The 16312-nt window shown below is 61.7% G+C and carries 14 protein-coding genes and 1 pseudogene; 5 read left to right on the forward strand and 10 right to left on the reverse strand.

From position 1 onward, the window contains the following. The first annotated feature begins 33 nt into the window (after positions 1 to 33). Positions 34 to 648: a GntR family transcriptional regulator gene (locus tag HMPREF2692_RS04930; protein WP_061920869.1), complete on the forward strand. Its 615-nt coding sequence runs from the start codon at positions 34 to 36 to the stop codon at positions 646 to 648. Positions 649 to 864: 216 nt separating this feature from the next. Here HMPREF2692_RS04930 and HMPREF2692_RS04935 read toward each other — a convergent pair. Both HMPREF2692_RS04935 and HMPREF2692_RS04940 read right to left on the reverse strand, forming a co-directional pair. After that, positions 865 to 1657: pseudogene (locus HMPREF2692_RS04935) on the reverse strand (putative hydro-lyase). A gap of 12 nt (positions 1658 to 1669) precedes the next feature. Further along, entirely contained in the window at positions 1670 to 2833 is a 1164-nt protein-coding gene (locus HMPREF2692_RS04940) for an NRAMP family divalent metal transporter (protein WP_096336535.1), read from the reverse strand. A gap of 297 nt (positions 2834 to 3130) precedes the next feature. On the opposite strand from HMPREF2692_RS04940, the gene HMPREF2692_RS04945 reads away from it, so the two are divergent. Both HMPREF2692_RS04945 and HMPREF2692_RS13510 read left to right on the forward strand, forming a co-directional pair. Then, a complete protein-coding gene (locus HMPREF2692_RS04945) occupies positions 3131 to 4294 on the forward strand; it encodes a thiolase family protein (protein WP_070823010.1) in 1164 nt (387 codons plus the stop codon). Next, positions 4295 to 6478: a 3-hydroxyacyl-CoA dehydrogenase/enoyl-CoA hydratase family protein gene (locus HMPREF2692_RS13510; RefSeq protein ID WP_062041963.1), complete on the forward strand. Its 2184-nt coding sequence runs from the start codon at positions 4295 to 4297 to the stop codon at positions 6476 to 6478. It begins immediately after the preceding gene. A 122-nt stretch (positions 6479 to 6600) separates the two neighbouring features. Here the strand turns inward: HMPREF2692_RS13510 and HMPREF2692_RS04955 are convergent, their stop codons facing one another. Both HMPREF2692_RS04955 and HMPREF2692_RS04960 read right to left on the reverse strand, forming a co-directional pair. Beyond that, the gene (locus HMPREF2692_RS04955; RefSeq protein ID WP_070455539.1) at positions 6601 to 7551 is read right to left on the reverse strand and encodes a DUF559 domain-containing protein; all 951 of its coding nucleotides are present in this window, start codon (positions 7549 to 7551) and stop codon (positions 6601 to 6603) included. Between the two features lie 345 nt (positions 7552 to 7896). Next, on the reverse strand, positions 7897 to 9072 hold the full coding sequence (locus HMPREF2692_RS04960; protein ID WP_070823013.1) for an acyl-CoA dehydrogenase family protein: 1176 nt from the start codon (positions 9070 to 9072) through the stop codon (positions 7897 to 7899). A gap of 94 nt (positions 9073 to 9166) precedes the next feature. Between HMPREF2692_RS04960 and HMPREF2692_RS04965 the strand changes: the two genes are divergently transcribed. After that, positions 9167 to 9724, forward strand: coding sequence for a TetR/AcrR family transcriptional regulator (locus HMPREF2692_RS04965; protein WP_070455540.1), 558 nt, complete (start codon positions 9167 to 9169; stop codon positions 9722 to 9724). Between the two features lie 3 nt (positions 9725 to 9727). Here HMPREF2692_RS04965 and HMPREF2692_RS04970 read toward each other — a convergent pair whose 3' ends face one another. After that, positions 9728 to 10789: a hypothetical protein gene (locus HMPREF2692_RS04970; protein WP_061920853.1), complete on the reverse strand. Its 1062-nt coding sequence runs from the start codon at positions 10787 to 10789 to the stop codon at positions 9728 to 9730. Further along, positions 10782 to 11456 (reverse strand): RNA polymerase sigma factor, encoded by a 675-nt coding sequence (locus tag HMPREF2692_RS04975; protein ID WP_235591004.1) that lies wholly within the window; start codon positions 11454 to 11456, stop codon positions 10782 to 10784. The genes HMPREF2692_RS04970 and HMPREF2692_RS04975 overlap by 8 nt, the downstream gene beginning before the upstream one ends. Before the next feature lie 125 nt (positions 11457 to 11581). Here HMPREF2692_RS04975 and HMPREF2692_RS04985 point away from each other — a divergent pair, with 125 nt between their 5' ends. Further along, positions 11582 to 12622 carry a ribonuclease HI gene (locus HMPREF2692_RS04985; RefSeq protein ID WP_061920849.1) on the forward strand — a complete coding sequence of 347 codons (1041 nt, stop codon included), beginning with the start codon at positions 11582 to 11584 and terminating at the stop codon, positions 12620 to 12622. Positions 12623 to 13207: 585 nt separating this feature from the next. Here HMPREF2692_RS04985 and HMPREF2692_RS04990 read toward each other — a convergent pair. The 4 genes from HMPREF2692_RS04990 to HMPREF2692_RS05005 form a co-directional block, all read right to left on the reverse strand. Then, on the reverse strand, positions 13208 to 13600 hold the full coding sequence (locus HMPREF2692_RS04990; protein WP_053085486.1) for a hypothetical protein: 393 nt from the start codon (positions 13598 to 13600) through the stop codon (positions 13208 to 13210). A gap of 102 nt (positions 13601 to 13702) precedes the next feature. Beyond that, positions 13703 to 14941 carry a galactokinase gene (galK, locus tag HMPREF2692_RS04995; protein WP_070823016.1) on the reverse strand — a complete coding sequence of 413 codons (1239 nt, stop codon included), beginning with the start codon at positions 14939 to 14941 and terminating at the stop codon, positions 13703 to 13705. Beyond that, positions 14934 to 16025 (reverse strand): galactose-1-phosphate uridylyltransferase, encoded by a 1092-nt coding sequence (galT, locus tag HMPREF2692_RS05000; protein ID WP_061920794.1) that lies wholly within the window; start codon positions 16023 to 16025, stop codon positions 14934 to 14936. Before galT ends, galK begins: the two co-directional genes overlap by 8 nt. Further along, positions 16025 to 16306 carry an LPXTG cell wall anchor domain-containing protein gene (locus HMPREF2692_RS05005; protein WP_061920792.1) on the reverse strand — a complete coding sequence of 94 codons (282 nt, stop codon included), beginning with the start codon at positions 16304 to 16306 and terminating at the stop codon, positions 16025 to 16027. Before HMPREF2692_RS05005 ends, galT begins: the two co-directional genes overlap by 1 nt. Between the last annotated feature and the right edge of the window lie 6 nt (positions 16307 to 16312).

A 16312-nucleotide genomic window follows, 5' to 3' on the forward strand; every position in this document is an offset into this window, starting at 1 on the left:
GGCCTCCGCGCCCAATGAGTTAAGCTGTCTGGCATGCTTTCTCAGTCCGTGGCGTCGAAAATTCGCGATGGCATCTCGGCCGGCGAGTTCATGCCTGGCCAACAGCTCAGCGAGGTGAAAGCCGCTGAGCGCTTCTCTTGTTCCCGCAATACTCTCCGCGAGGCCTTCACCGAGCTCGCTGCGCAGCGCCTCGTGGAGCGCATCCCTAACCGAGGCGTCTTCATTGCGACGCCGGATGCCGATTACGTGCGTGACCTGTTCATCGCACGTGCCGCTATCGAGCCCTCCGGTGTGCTGTGGGGCGAATTCGCCGACCCAGCAGCGTTGATTGAGCTTGTCACTTCTGCTCGCGCCGCGCAGGAACGCGGTGAGGACCAAGAAGTATCCAACATCAACCAGCGTTTTCACCGCACGCTGGTGGCGTCGCTTAAATCCCCGACGCTTAACGAGCAGATGAACAACCTGCTCGCACGGATGCGGCTGAGCTTCTTGCTCGTCATCCCGCGTTACCCCACCTTGCATGCTGAGCACATTGAGGGAAACATTCGCTTGTCCCAGCTCGTTGCCGAAGGAAAACGCGAAGAAGCTGCCGCGCTCTTGCACGACAGCCTGCTGCGCACCTGCGAGAAGATGCTCGCGGTCATCTAGCTTGGGGTGGCTTGGCGGGGCGGCTTCCCTGCCCCCATTGCGGTTTGGTCCCATAGGTTGGGTCCCTTTGTGGGGTAAAGGGACCAGTAAGCCGAGTTTTCCGGCACCGGCCACTCGTAAAGAAACCCAACCAATGAAACCCAACCAATGGAACCAAACCGCGCGGCCGGTCGTAGCAGTTGCGGAGGAAGCCGCAAGCGCAGCCGCAGACCGGGCTTAAGGCACCTGGTAGTCCACGTCACGCGCGTCGGTGACGAGCATCTTGCCGGGCTGGTGGGTAATCGCCAAGCGCGGCTTCGAGTTCATCACCACTGCTTGTGGTGTCACGCCGCATGCCCAGAACACCGGGATGTGACTCTGGGATGTCCACGGCGTCGCCGAAGTCAGGCCGCGAAAGATCCTCAATGCCAATAGCCTCAGGGTTGCCCACATGCACCGGCGCCCCGTGCACCGACGGGTAACGCGAGGTAATGCGCACGGCGTCGGCAACCTGATCTGCGGGAATCGGCCGCATGGAGACCACCAGCGGTCCGCTGAAAATGCCTGCCGGCACAGTCGCGATGTTCGTGCGGTACATCGCGACGTTGCGCCTTTGCTCGATATGGGCCAGCGTGATGCCATTTTCCTGCAGCGCTGACTCAAAAGTGAACGAGCAGCCGATGAGAAACGCAACCATGTCCTCAGTCCAGAACTCGGTGGCGTCTTCCACAGAATCGGTCAGCTCACCGTCGCGGAAGATGCGGTAGCCCGGAATGTCAGTGCGGATGTCGCCACCGGCGAGCAGTTCCGAGCTGTATTGGCCTGCCTCCAATACGCCCACAATCGGGCACGCCTTCGGATTACGTTGGGCAAACAGCAGGAAGTCGAATGCGTTTTCCTGTGGCACGGCGAGCAGGTTCGCCTGCATGAAGCCGTCAGCGAAGCCTGCCGTGGTCACCATGTGATTCTGCCGTGCATGCGCCCGTACGTTAGCAGGCTGCATCGAGGAAGGGTGCGCTGTGTAAGACATCGGCTATGGCCCCTAAGCCCAGAGCTTCATGATTCCGGAGAAAGAGTTGAAACCGATGTAGAACTCTAGGAGCAGGGCCAAGGTGCCCAGCACCAGCAACCAGGTGGGGTACTTGGAATCGCCGAGGAGGTCGCGGCGTCGGTAAGCAACCCACATCACCATCGCAAACGCGATAGGCAAGATGATGCCGTTGAATGCGCCGGCGAAAATCAGCAGCTTCTGCGGAGCGGAGTTTAGAAGCAGGAAAAGCAAGGTGCAGACCGCAATGAAACCAACGGTCAGGAAGTTGCGGGTACGTGGGGCAACCTTCTGTGTGGTCACGAAGGAGATCGAGGTATAGGACGCACCGATGACCGAGGACAGGCCTGCCGCAAAGAGCACCACGCCGAAGGCACGCAGGCCGAACTCGCCGGCCGCCTGACGGAACGCATCTGCCGCGGTGTTGTCCTCAGACAGTGCTACGCCAGTACTGACGACGCCGAGGACCGCCAGGAAGAGCAGCACACGCATGATGCCGGTGATGATGACGCCCATGACGGAGGTAGTGGTGATGTTCTTGATGTGCTCGCTACCAGACATTCCACTGTCGATGAGGCGGTGTGCACCGGCGAAGGTGATGTAGCCGCCGACTGTACCGCCGATCAGCGTGGTGATGACGAAGAAGTCAATCTCTTCTGGCATCACAGTGTTTTTGAGCGCCTCGCCTACTGGTGGCTGGGAGACGATGGCAACGTAGAGCATGAGCAGAATCATGATGGCGCCGAGGGCAGCCACCAAGCGGTCAAGCGCGATGCCGGCGCGCTTGGACAGGAAGACGAAGACGGCAATCGCCGCTGCGATGACGCCGCCGATTCGGGCATCGATGCCAAGCATCGCGTTAAGGCCAAGACCCGTGCCGGCGATGTTGCCGATATTGAAGACGATGCCGCCCAAGAAGACGAGCACCGCAAGGAACCAGCCGAGGCCTGGCAGAACGGTGTTGCCCAGTTCGTTGGCACGCATGCCGGAGACGCACAAGACACGCCACACGTTGAGCTGAATCGCGATATCCACGACGATGCTCAACAAAATGGCGAAGGCGAAGGCCGCGCCCATCTGGACGGTAAAGACGGAGGTCTGGGTCAAAAAGCCTGGACCGATGGAGGAAGTGGCCATGAGGAACATGGCGCCGGCCATGGCACCAATACCCTTGGGCGGGTTTTTGACGGCTACAGCTGTTTCAGCACTCACTAGGCTGTCCTTTCGTGACGCGGGTCGCACCGTTATGTGATGCACATCATCTTAAGGCGTTGTTGAACAATTTGGAAAGAAAAACGGTCATTCACTCTAAATCTGCAGTTCACAGCCTTATGGGCAGGTACCCCCTCTACCCCAGCCCACCAACTTTATTTCCGATGCACCATTGCACAATCCAAAATTGTGACCTAGGATTCACCTTTAACTAATAGTGATTCGTATTCCTAGGGGCTACACATGACCAAGAACGTCTACATCGCCAGCGCGGCACGCTTGCCCATCGGTAAATTCGGTGGCAGTCTCTCTCGTCTATCACTGACGGAACTCGGCACGCTCGCTTCCCGCGAAGCGATTGACCGTTCGGGAATTCCGGCCGCAGACATCGATACGACAGTGGCTTCCAACGTCCTGCCGGTAGTTCCGAGCGATCTCTACATCGGCCGCAAAATAGCCCTCGGCGTCGGAATGCCGGACTCCTCAACCGCGCTCGGAGTCAACCGTTTGTGCGGCTCAGGTGTCCAGGCAATTATCTCCGCGGCCCAGCTTCTGCAAGCTGGTGACGGCACCACCGCCCTAGTCGCCGGCGTCGAGTCCATGAGCCAGGCACCCTATTCCGTCGACGGAATGCGCAGCGGCAAGAAGATGGGTGACGGCAAACTCTACGACTGGCTCACCGGCGCGCTGTCCTGTCCTTTCGGGACAGGCCACATGGGCGTAACGGCAGAAAATATTGCCCGTGACTACAGTATTAGCCGCGAGCGCCAGGACGAGTTCGCCGCCGAATCGCAGAGCCGCGCCGCGGCGGCGCAAGCAGAAAACATCCAAGCCGAGGAACTGGTCCCCGTAGGCGACCTGGATTTTGATGAACACGTGAGGGAAACGAGCGTCGACAAGCTGGCGCGTCTCAAGCCGGCCTTTGCCAAGGACGGAACCGTAACCGCAGGCAATGCCTCCGGCATTAACGACGGCGCGGCCGCAGTCTTGCTCGCAGGCCAAGAGGAGCTGGCGGCGCGTTCACTAAAGCCTCTGGCGAAGATCGTCAGCTGGTCCATCGCAGGCGTCGACCCCACCCGCATGGGCTTAGGCCCCATCGCCGCGGTGCCAAAAGCCCTGAAAAAGGCCGGTCTGAAGCTGGACGATATCGACCTCATCGAGTCCAACGAAGCCTTTGCTGCCCAGGCCATCGCGGTGCAGGACGAGCTTGGTTTCGCCCCGGCTATAACGAACATCTACGGCGGTGCCGTCGCCCACGGCCACCCGGTTGGCGCCACCGGCGTCATACTTGTCACCCGCTTGGCTTATGCGCTGCGCCGCCTAGAAAAGCGATATGGCCTGGTCACCATGTGTATCGGCGGCGGGCAAGGCATCGCGCTGATCATAGAGAACGAAGGAGCAAAGTAAATGTCAATCACAAAGGTTGCCGTCATCGGCGCGGGTTCCATGGGCTCGGGCATCGCGGCGCTGTGTGCGTCGGCAGGCCTCGACGTCGTCCTGCTCGATCAAAACGCCGAGTCCGCGCAGAAAGGCGTCGATATACAGTTGAAGCGCCGCGGCTTTTATCTCCCCCAAGACACCGAACGCGTGCGCGCTTCCGCCGACTATGCGTTGTTAGAAGACCGCGATTGGATCATCGAGGCTATCTTCGAGGACCTGGGAGCCAAGCACTCCTTGTACCAAGCCATCGAGCCGCATCTGAAGCCTTCAGCGATTCTCAGCTCGAATACTTCCACCCTCCCGCTCGCTCGCCTCAAGGACGGCGTTCCGGTCGCACGCCAGGAGCGCTTCGCCATCACCCACTTTTTCAATCCGCCCAAGGTCATGCGCTTGGTCGAGCTCATCGCTTCCGGTGAGACCGAGGCCACGCTGCGCTCGACTATCGAACAAACCCTGGGCAAGATTGCGCTCGAGTGCCGCGATACCCCGGGCTTTATTGCCAACCGTGTGGGTTGCTATTGGATGGCAGCCGGCGTCGCCCGTGCGCGCGAGAATGGCGTGAGCTACGAGCTTGCCGACGCCTCCTTCGGCCGCGCCTTCGGCATCCCCCGCACCGGCATCTTCGGGCTACTCGACTACATCGGCCTGCAGTTAGTGGGGCCCATCTGGAACTCATTAGAAACCGCACTGCCTGCCGACGACCCGATGTTGAAGGTTCCGCTCGGCGAGGATGCTTTCATCGCGGGTCTGGTCGAGCGCGGTTTGACCGGGCGCACTGGCGAAGGCGGCTTCTACCGCGGGCGCAACGAGGTCATCAACTCCGACTATGAGTACGTGGCACGCACCCAGCCGGACGACCCAGTCATAGGGCTCAAGGATCCGCGCGAGGTCATGGACACAGATTCGCCGGGCGGCCGCTTTGCCCGCGCGGTTTTCCTCGATACGCTGCGCTATTGCTGCGAGGTAGCGCCGGAAATCGCCGCGCACGTCGGGCTTATCGACGACGGCCTCACCCTCGGCTTCGGCTGGAAGAAGGGCATCTTCGCGCTTGCCGACGCCATCGGCATCGAGTGGGTTGCCTCCGCCTACGGTGACGACGTGCCGGCGTTGGTAGACGCGGCAGCCAAAGCCGGTGGATTCTTTGCTGACGGTCAGGTGCTTAGCGCTGACGGCAAGCTGCAGCCACTGCCTGCCCGCGAGGGCGTCGAGAGTCTGCGTTCGCTGGCGCTCGAGACCGTAGTGTCGTTGCCCGCCGGCGCGGTGCATGCTTTAGAAACCGAAGCGGGACGAATCGGCATCGTGGATTTCCATACCCCGATGAACTCATTGCCGACCACCGCTCTTGAGGTCATTCGTGCTGCGGTCTCTGCGGTAGACGAACACGGCTTGCAGGCGCTGGTCGTGGGCAATGATGCGCCGGTGTTCTGCGCGGGCGCGGACTTGGCGTCGATTGCTGCAGCGGGCGAGTCGGGCTCGGCGGAGCGCGTTGAGGAGCTCATTGCGGACGGTTCAAACACGCTGCGCCAGCTGAAGTTCGCGCCGGTTCCCGTGGTCGCAGCGGTACGCGGTGTCGCCCTGGGCGGCGGCTTAGAACTGGCACTTTCCTGCGACCGAATCGTAGCCCACGCTGATAGCCAGCTGGCTTTCCCAGAGCTCAATGTGGGTCTCTATCCGGGCTGGTCGGGCACGATTTCCGCACTGGAGCGTCTCCGCACAGCTGGCGTGGCGGACTACCACCAGAAAGCCTTCGACTTCATCACCTCGACCAAGCCCTTCCCCAACGCTTTCGTGGCCAAGGAACAGGGCTTCCTCGCGGCAGACGACGTCGTGTTGATGTCGCCGGATCACGTGCTCGCTCGCGCGATTGCTGAGGCGCAGTCCCTCATCGAGGGCTACGCCCCGCCTGCCGATGACGCGATTGACCTTTACTCCGGCCCTGCCCTCGACCGCGAGTGGCCCCTGGAGAATGCCACTGAAAACGACCACGTCATCGCAGCAAAGTTGGCGCAGATGTACACCGGTGAGGGCTCGCTGAGCTTTAACCAGTTCGCCGACCGTGAGGTGGAATTCGACGTGCCGCTGGTGTTACTGCCCGCTAACGTCGAGCGCGCCAAGCACATGGCGGCGACGCGTAAGCCGCTGCACAACTAGCCCGCGGACCTGTCCCCCACCGGTCGGGCCGCTGGTCAGCCGGGGCCCGTCCCAACCATTTCTTTCGGATTGGTCCCATAGGTTGGGTCCCTTTACGGGGTAAAGGGACCACCTAGCGGGTTTTAGCCGGCCTTCTTACTCGTAAAGGGACCAGTAGACTGGGACCATCCTCGCTGTTGGGCAGCTTCCAGCGCCTGGCGCACCTCCCGCACGACACGGGCTCTCTCCGTGAGCAGCTCCCGTGGGCTGTATCGCAGCACGATGAAGCCACGGTTCTGAATCAGCTTCTCGCGTCGTCGCTCCTCCACGATTGTTTGCTCGGCACTCTTGCCAAACGACGAGCCGTCGTATTTGACGGCACCGTCGATCTCGATCACGACGGCGTCGTCAATGCATGTGTCTGCGCGGAAGTTCGGCGGAATGAAGTACTGCGCAACCACCTTCTCTCCCAGCTTCTCCGCGATGGCGATGCCTCGAAAGTAGGACTCGAAAGGCGATTCCGAATGCGCGATGGCGTGCTCAATCGCCTTCCGCGCCTGCGGGGCACCGTGCACGCGACCCATGGCGATCAGCGTGCGGCGCAGCTCGTCCTTCGTGGTGAGTTCCTTCGCGAGCGCCGAATCCATGGCAACGAGTCCCTCTTCGAAGGAATGGTGCCTTGCGATGTCGATGCACGCTCGTGCCACAGTTGTGCAACGGGTGCCGAGCTGCTTGGAAATCATGTTGTCTGGCAGGTGCGTCTTGCGGTATTCGTAATCGGCTGGAATCTTCGTCTTTACTGGCAGAGATTTGGACTGCCTGGCCATTTCAATCTTTTCGTCGAAAGGCGGGAGGACCCAAAGGCCCCATAGCCTGGCTGCTGACTTTCCTATCATGATGGCTTTGTGCACGCTTTTGCCCGCGGCAATCACTTTGAGGCGCTGGCGTTCGTAAGTGGGTAATTGCTCGAAGTAATCCCGCGGGGTTGCGACCCAGGGCGCTATTCGCAGAAGCTCGCCATTGGCTATTTGCTCCCACACGTGGTGATCGTTGGACAGTGGACGTAAGTGAATGAGTCGTTGTGTTTGAGTCATACAACAATGTTCGCCAAGCGCGTGCGCCCGTGTCTAGAGTCAATTTTTACCTGTGGATAACTCTGCATTTGCGCAGCTAGGGAAAGTGTTTCCTAGGGGGAGTTGGCACTTTCGAGGCTGTCTGCCGGCTGGCGCCTCAGCGGCTGGCCTCTTGCTGGCGAATGGGCGGTTTCAGCTGCCGCGGTTTGGTCCTCCTCTAGTGGTCCCATTGGTTGGGTAGTTTTACGAGAACCGACTCCCGCGCAATGCCTCCTAAGGGTTTCTTTACCCCCTAATGAGACCCAACCAATGGGACCAAACCCGGTGAGGGGTGGAACGCGCGCCAAGCGGGGCGCGGGCAGGCTGCTACTTGTAGGCCGAGAAACCCGTAATGACCTTGCCCATGATGAGGCTCTGCACGGTGTCGGTTCCCTCGTAGGTGTGCATGGCCTCGATGTCGGCAAAGTGGCGCGCGATGTCGTTTTCTAGCAGGATGCCCACGCCGCCGAGCATGTCGCGGGCGTCGGAAGCAATGCGTCGCGCAGCGCGGGTGTTGTGCAGCTTCGCCGCGGAAGCCTGCGGCGGGGTGAGCGTGCCGGCCTCCTCGCGGGCGGCAACCTCGCGGCAGGTCAGCATCATCTGGTTGAGGTCCAGCACCATGTTGGCCAAGCGCTGCTGGATGATCTGCGCTTTTGCCAGCTCACGGCCGAACTGGACGCGCTCCATGACGTAGTTGCGCGCGGTTTCATAGCAAGCCACGGCCGAGCCCAACGCCATCCACGAGACGCCGATGCGCGTTGCAGTCAGCACGCGGGAGACGTCCTTAAACGTTTGGCAGCCGGGCAACCGGTTGGAGGCAGGAATGCGGCAATCCTCCAAGACGATGTGCGCCTGGTGGATAGCGCGCAGTGACAGCTTGCCGGTAATCACCGTGGCCGAGTAGCCCGGCGCGTCCTGCGGAACGATGAAGCCACCCACGTTTCCGTCCTCCATACGGGCGTAAATCACGGTCACGCCACCGGAAGCACCGTTGCCGATCCATTTCTTTTCGCCGTTGAGAACCCAGGAATCGCCGTCGCAGACCGCGGTGGTCTCCAGTGCAATGGAGTCAGAACCGTGCAACGGTTCCGTCAGACCAAACGCGCCGAGCAGCGAACACGATGCCATCGCCGGCAGGTAGCGGGAGCGCTGTTCCTCCGAGCCAAGCATCGCGATGGAGCGCATAGCCAGGCCGGCCTGCACGGCAACGACAGTGCCCATCGAGGCGTCGGCACGCGTGACCTCCATGAGCGCCAAACCCGCGCCGAGTGAGGTCATGGACTCGTGGCCAGGAACGTCAAGGCCGTCCGTCATGAGGTCGAGCTCGCCTAAGCGGCGCACAAGTTCGAGGGGGTATTCGCTTTTCTCCCAATGCTCATTGATAACCGGAAGGCAATCTTCACGAAACGAGCGAGCACGTGCCCAGATCTCGGCGTCTTGGGCACTGATGCCGTCGAACGCGCCGAGAAAGTCAGTTGTAGAATCAAAGAGATTATTGGACATTGCGGGCCTCCGAAACGAATCACTATTAGTCTGCTATTGTGATACACGCCTCACCGCCTGTCAAGAGAACGTACCCAGCGAAAGGCACACCACCATGGCTAACCAGAAGCGCCGCGACCAAATCGCCACCGCCGCCCTTGACCTCTTTGACCAGCGCGGCTTCCACGGCACCGGCATGGAAGACATCGCAAAGGCAGTGGGCATGCGGGCATCGAGCCTCTACAACCACTACAAGTCCAAGCAAGAGCTGCTCGCCGAGGTCACCGTCTCCGCCATGGAGGAACTCCTTCGTGCCAACGCCGCGGCGCTCGCCGGGGTCACGGGTTCCGAGGAAAAAATCCTCGCCACGATGCGCGCACACGTCATCTTCCACGCCACCCACGCCAAGCGCGTCCGCGTGGTCAACAACGAGCTCAACAACCTCGAAGACCCCCACAAGTCCGTGGTCCTGCAGCTGCGCCGCGACTATGTGGCGCGTTGGATGAACGTCGTCGACGAGGGCAGCTTCCAAGCCGAGAACCTCAAGATTGCCTGCTGGGCGCTCATCGACATGGGCATCGGCGTGGCCACGTGGTTTAGCCCCGATGGCCCGTACACCGCCGAGGAGCTCGGTGACATGTACGGGCAGTTCACGCTCCGCCAGCTGACCTAGCCGCTACGCGCAGCCAATCTCCTCGACCTCTTCGTGGTCCGGGTAGATGACACGGATGCGCGAGTACACCTTGGCGTTGTAGCCACACGCTTCACGCTTGTCGACGACCACCCGCACCGGCGTCTGCTTAAACTTGCCCTCCGCACAGAAGGGGTCGCAGTCGTTTTCCACGGCCGTACCCTCAGCCGTGGCCTCATCGGCGCCCCAGTTGGACCACTTGAGGTCATTGACCAGGTAGTTGTTATCACCGCAGGCCAGCGAAATGCTGTCGGGGCCTTCCAGGCCGGTGACGGACACGCAGCCCAAGATGGCTGTGGCCTCCACGGTGGTGGTCACGTTGGGGCCGACCAGACCGACCACGCGGACCAGCTGACCGGTTGCTGGAAGGATGGAGAAGCTGATGTGGTCAGCGTCGCGAATGACGCTGATGAGTCCGTCCTCCCCCACGCCGTCGTCGGAGCCCTGCGAGGTCGAAGCCAGGTCGTTGCCGTCGGTGGCGGCCAGGATGTCGTAGACAATCTTCTGCTGCTCGCTGCTCAAACCCGGCTGCAGCAGCAGCTGCAGCGCGCCGAGGGCGCGGTTGGGGAAACGATCCGCAAGAGCTTCTAGCCCAGCGCGGTCGGTGGCCGCCATGAGGTCTTCTGCGGGGATGGCCGGCTGCGGGTCGAACCCTGGCAGCTCGCCTTGGGAGGAGATGTTCACGGTGCCGTCGACGCCCACCGAATACTCGGTCGTGACAGTAGACGAGCCATCGGTGTCCACGCGCTTGAGGTACTCCTTTGAGGTCACGCCCTTGTCCGCGGCGTCGGGCTGCGCGGCGGCAGCCGCGCCCGCGTGCGTGAGCACCTCCGCCACGGCGACCGGCTCGCTGCGGTTCACAAACGGGATGACCCCGCCGACCAAAGCTAAGACACCGACGCCCGCGGCCACGGCCGTCCACGGCGTGCGTGACCCCGAATCGACGATGCCGCTGAGGACCGCCTCGGAGCGGGTAAGGGCGGCGTCGTCAAGCGCAGCGTCTGGCACCGGATTTGCGGCGCGCAATTGGGAAAGCGGATCAGTCATCGTGGCCTCCGGTGAGCTCGGAAAGGTGGGTGCGGGCGCGGTGCAGGCGCACGCGGACGTTGTTAGGGGTGATGCCGAGGACCTCGGCGATCTCGGCCTGCGTGAGCTCCTCCCAGGCGAAGAGAGTGAGGATCTCGCGCTCGGCATAAGGAAGCTGCAGCAGGGCGCGGTTGATGTCGAGGGACAAGTCAACGGCGGCGGATTCGTCGGGAAGGACTCCGTCAAAGTCGTCGAGGTTTTCGAACTCGCGGCGCGAACGATAGAACTCGCGCATCACGTTGCGTGCGATGCCATAGAGCCATGGCAGCGGGTTCTCTCCTGTCAGGGTGTCGAAGTTGGCCCAGGCGCGCTCGAAGACGTCGGCAGCCAGCTCCTCAGCGTACTCCTGCGGCACGCGACGCCTTAAGAACGCCAAGACGACAGGATAATGCGCGCGAAAATGCCGGGAGAACTCCCGCCTTCGCGCGCCGGGCAAGGTTAAGACGGACAAATAAAACTCCACGAGCCTGCTGCAACATACTTCACATAGAGTATGTTGCAGCAGACTCGGAATTATTACAGACTGGTGCGCGACTTTTTCTTTAACCGGAATCAGCACTGTCTTGACCAGGGAGGCGGCTATGCCCGCGGCGTCGACGCCCACCGCAGCCAACGGAATGATGATCATGAGGCCATTTCAGCCGCAAACAACCAAGGAGGAGCGCCGTTCTTTTGGGACTAAAGAGCCGCTTTGAGGCTGATTGAAAAGTCCGTTGTGCTTGGTGTCGGACGCAGATGGTTTACTAGTAGACGATGGAACCGCTCGAACTCAGCGCGCTCACCGGCACGCAGTCCCGTACGTATGGCACTCGGAAGATCACCGACTCTATGGTGAACGCACCGGTCCATGTAGCGATCGCACTATGGGACGAGCGCTGGGACTCCGCGCCGGGCGGTACTGTTGATGGCTGGGTCATCGCAGTAAACACCAGGCAGACTCGGTTCATACGCAAGGGCCAGACCAAGAGCGGCGACGTGGTGGAGATTGCCATCCGCGAGTTCGAGAAGGCCACGAAGAACCTGAAGGGCCGAGTCTGGATTGTCACGGGGCGCCGGCAAAATGCGCTGCGGTCGGCGCTGGAACGGCGCGGTTATACAGTGACGGGCAGCTTTGCGGAGGAAAATAGGGCGTCGAAAAGCGCGAGCTCTGTGCGCCGCAAGGAAGCGGGCCTGACCGCGCGTAAGGCCAAGAAGTTGGGCGAGGCGCCGCGGAAGAAAGAGTCCACGCAGGTAGAGACCCCGAAGGCACATTGGTGGCCAAACTTCTCGCAGGCGTCATCATGGCCGGAGGGCGCCACGGTGCGCATTGCTACCGACGCCTCCTCCGACACCGTGTTCAAGGGCTCCATGTGCTTCGTGGCGGGCAATGGCGACTACCGGCTGCGCACCCGCGAGACTAAGGCGGGTACTGACGAGCTCGAGCTGGAGTCGCTGACCTTAGCGCTGAAGTACCTGCTCAAGGTGGGTGCAAAGAAAGCGATTATTGAAAGCGACTCGGTCGCGGCGCTCGAAGCAGTGGAGCAGTTACGCAATAAGCAGTCGAAGGCGGTGCGCTCGCGGCGGACGTGGCGCGGCGTAACGTCAGGTGCGCGGTCGCGTTTCCAGCAGGCCTGGAACGACGTCGAAGGCGAATGCGAGGTGGAAATCCGCCGCGTACTTGGCCATGCGGGCGATCCGCTCAACCGCGCGGCGGACCAGATTGCGTACATGGGGCTGCGTGCGATTGCGCATCCGATGAAGCAGTCGCGGGCCACGCTGCAGGAGGGCATCACCAAGGCGCTGGCCAAGCTTTAGGCTTAGCCGCGAAAAGATGATCAGGCAGGCAAACGCCACCGCCCACCCCCCACAGCCAACGGCGTTTGTGCAGTTTATCGCGATAGATGACGGACATTAACAGGTACCACGCCGACGGGATAATAAAGAAGAAACTGGTTCCTGGGGCCGCGCTAAATCAGTAAATCCGATTAAAAGGAGAAACGCTGACAGGCCAGCTTTCCACCAAGAAAATAGGTAAAACTTGCCATCTGCCTCTGCTGGCTCTGGCTCGTTAGCTTCGGTTTGAGCTGGTACGGCTTCGCTTGGCTCGTCTACTAGCGCTGGTTGGAAAGACTGCATTTGCGGGGATGTTTTCGACGCTTTCGTGTTGGTCCCCCTCTACGGGTTTCCCTCTAATGGTCCCTTTACGAGTAGCGTTGGCGACGAATACGGCCCGTTGGGTTTCATTACCCCCTAAAGAAACCCAACCAATGGGAGCCAACCAATGAGACCAGTCTGGGACGTGCGGAAACCCCAGGCGGAGAGGGCCAGAGGCGAGGCCAGGCCGCGCGGGGCCGCGGAGGCCAGAGGCGAGGCCAGGCGGAGGCCAGGCCGCACAGGGCGCTAGTGGCCGCCGTTTCCGCCGGACGCGAAGGTGAAGGTATCGGTCTCACCGGAATCGCAGGTCACGGTGTAGGTGTGATAGCCGTCGGCAGGACCGGGGCCGATGTTGTCCGGCGCGGTAACGTAGCCCACCAGTTGGCCGAGGTCAGCTGCCGGCGACATCACCGTCGTCGCACCCCATGACGTGGTCAGGTTCGCGCGAGTGCCCGGACAGTTTGCCGCAATAAGCAGCTCCTGGCCCGGCTTGAGCTGACCGTCAACAGTACTGGTCAGCTGGGTGCCAGCGGTGGTCTTCGCATCCTCGCTGAACGGATTGAAGCCGGTAGCAACTGCAGCGCCACCACCAGCCAAAATAGCGCAAGCAGCGGTAGCAGCAACTAGGGTCTTTTTCATGATGACTCCTTAACTAGGAAGTTGGTGTTCACCTAGTTAGTTGCACTACCGTCGCGTTTATTACAGGCGACCAGAAAGTTTTTCCAGCCGCCAGTAGGGGGCTTAGCCGACGATTCGGCGCGCGCCGTCGCCAGGGCTGGCCACAAGAAAGGTCGGCGCCGGGAAGCCGCGCTCAGCCGCGGCAGCAGCGATTGCCTCCGCCGTCGACTCCACATCGGCACGCTTGACCAGCACAATCACCGCGCCACCGAAACCGCCCCCAGTCATACGCGCGCCCACCTCACCGGCCGCCGCGAACGCGCAGTCCAGCTCCGGCGTGGTGACCTCGTACTGGTCGCGCAGCGAGATGTGGCTATCGCGCATGAGCTCCCGGAAACGGTCAAGGTTGCCGGCCTCCAAGTCGGAGGCAGCTTCCAAGGTGCGGGCGGTCTCCTCCACGACGTGGGCGACGCGGCGCTTAACGACGCCCTCATCCTCCCCCGCTTCCCTTGCCCACCGGGTGGCGGCCGCAACGGCATCGGGAATATCGCGGATAGTTCCGCCGCGGGCCCCAGAGCCCGCCAATGCAGACTGGACCGCATCGATGACGCCGCGGCGGGAAGCGTACTGGCCGTCGTTCAAAGAGTGAGGGGCGTTGGTGTCCGCAATCAGCAGCACCACGTCGCGGTCCGCGATGTTAAACGGCACGCGGCGGACCTCATCCGTGGAGAAGTCCAAGACGAGGGCCTTGCCCTTTTGCCCGAAGAGGCTCGCGTTCTGGTCCAAGCCACCCGTCGAGGCACCCACGACTTCGTTCTCCGCGCGCATGCAGCTGGCCACCAAACGCGCACGCGCGGCATCGTCTGGAGCCTTTCCGGAAGCCAGCTCGTAAGCAGCCACGGTCACCGAGCATTCAAGAGCAGCGGAACTAGAAAGGCCAGAGCCAACCGGAACGTCAGAGACAATCGCGATGTCCAAGCCGGTGCAGGAGGAAATGCTGCCATCTTCCAAGCCAGCCCACAGCGAGCCCACGACGTAACCAGCCCAGGCATCCGGGGTACCGTTGGCCCAACCCGGGCCAACCTCATCCAGAAAAACGTCCACGCGGCGGACTTGGCCGCCAAACTCCGAGGCGATGCGCACGAGCCCATCCGAACGCGGAGCCACGGCCACGGCCGTGTTCTGCTCCAGCGCGAAAGGAATCGAGGCGCCGCCGGCATAGTCGACGTGCTCGCCGATGAGGTTCACGCGGCCCGGCGCGGCCCAAACTCCGGCAGGCTCCGCGGAGAAGTTGGAGCGGAACAGTTGGGTGGCGGCGTCGGCAAGCGCGGCGTCGGAGCGAGTGGAAATCCAGTTAAGCATCCCAGACCTCCTTGAAACGGGCGGCGATGCGCTCCGGGGTCGTGTCATTGATCCACACTGCCTGCGCGGACTCCGAGCCGGCGAGGTACTTCATGCGGTTCGGCGAGCGCATCAGCGAAAACAGCTGCAGGTGCATGCGCACGTCCCCGCGCAGCGTAGGGTCGGCCGGCGCGAGGTTCCAACCAGCGATGTACGGGGTCTTTTCCACGCCGTCGAAGAAACGGTCCACAGCGGTATACAGCTTCTTGAGCAGGGCGGCGAGGTCGTCGCGCTGCGCGCTGGAAAGCTCGGTGAAATCAGCCGCGTACTCGTTTGGCATGACCATGGCCTCCAGCGGCCACTTCGCGGCAGCTGGGACGAACGCGGTGAAGTGCTCGGTCTCGGCAATGATGCGCGTTCCCGCCTCGCGTTCCTTGTCCAAGATGTCCTGGAAAAGATCGCCCTCGTAGGCCTGGGAGCTGGCCACGATAGCCTGCATGCGCGGCGAGAGGAACGGGTAGGAATAGATCTGACCGTGTGGGTGCTGCAGGGTCACGCCGATTTCGGCGCCGCGGTTTTCAAAAGGGAAAACCTGGGCCACCTCAGGCAGCGCAGACAGCGCAGAGGTGCGGTGTGCCCACGCCTCGATCACGGTGCGGATGCGGCTGACCGGGAGATCCTTGAAGCTCAGCTCCGGGTCAGAAGTAAAGCAGACCACCTCGCAGCGCGCCTTGGCAGGCTTGCGCGGGACCAGGCCCATCTCGTCTACGTCTTCCTCGTAATCCTCCATGCCCATGGCAAAGGACGGGAAGCGGTTTTCGAAGACAACGACGTCATAAGAAGGCGAGGGAATCTCCGTAGGCAGCTGGCCCGGCAGCGTTGGGGCGAGCGGGTTCTCGTTGGCTGGCGGCATGAACGTGCGGTTCATGCGGTGAGCGGCAAAAGCCACCCAGTCACCAGTGAGCGGATCGCGGCGCATCTCTGAGGCCGGAGTGACCTGCGGCAGATCGCGGCTGTCTTCTAGGACGCGATCGGTGTGTGGGGTGTCGTCGAAGTAGATGATTTCGCGGCCGTCGGCAAGCGTCGCCTTGGTGATCTCTACCATTACTTGGCCTCCGTCAGCTTCGACTCGTCGATCTTGGAAGGGTCAACGATGATGGGGCGCAGCTTAGCCCACAGCATGAAACCTGCTGCTACGGCTGCCATGGCGATGCCCGCCCAGAGGTTGTCGGAAGAATCCTTCGCCATACCGGTTTCCGGGTTTACGCCTGGGTCGAGGGCAAAGGAGCAGATGATAAGCACGATGCCGTAGAGGCCAAGCAGGGCACCGATAACGTTGCGGAGATCGAAAGCGCCTGCATGCTGAGGAGAAGTCTTTTGAGTCATGATGGT

Source organism: Corynebacterium sp. HMSC036D03, from assembly GCF_001836185.1.
Taxonomy (GTDB): Bacteria; Actinomycetota; Actinomycetes; order Mycobacteriales; family Mycobacteriaceae; genus Corynebacterium; species Corynebacterium simulans.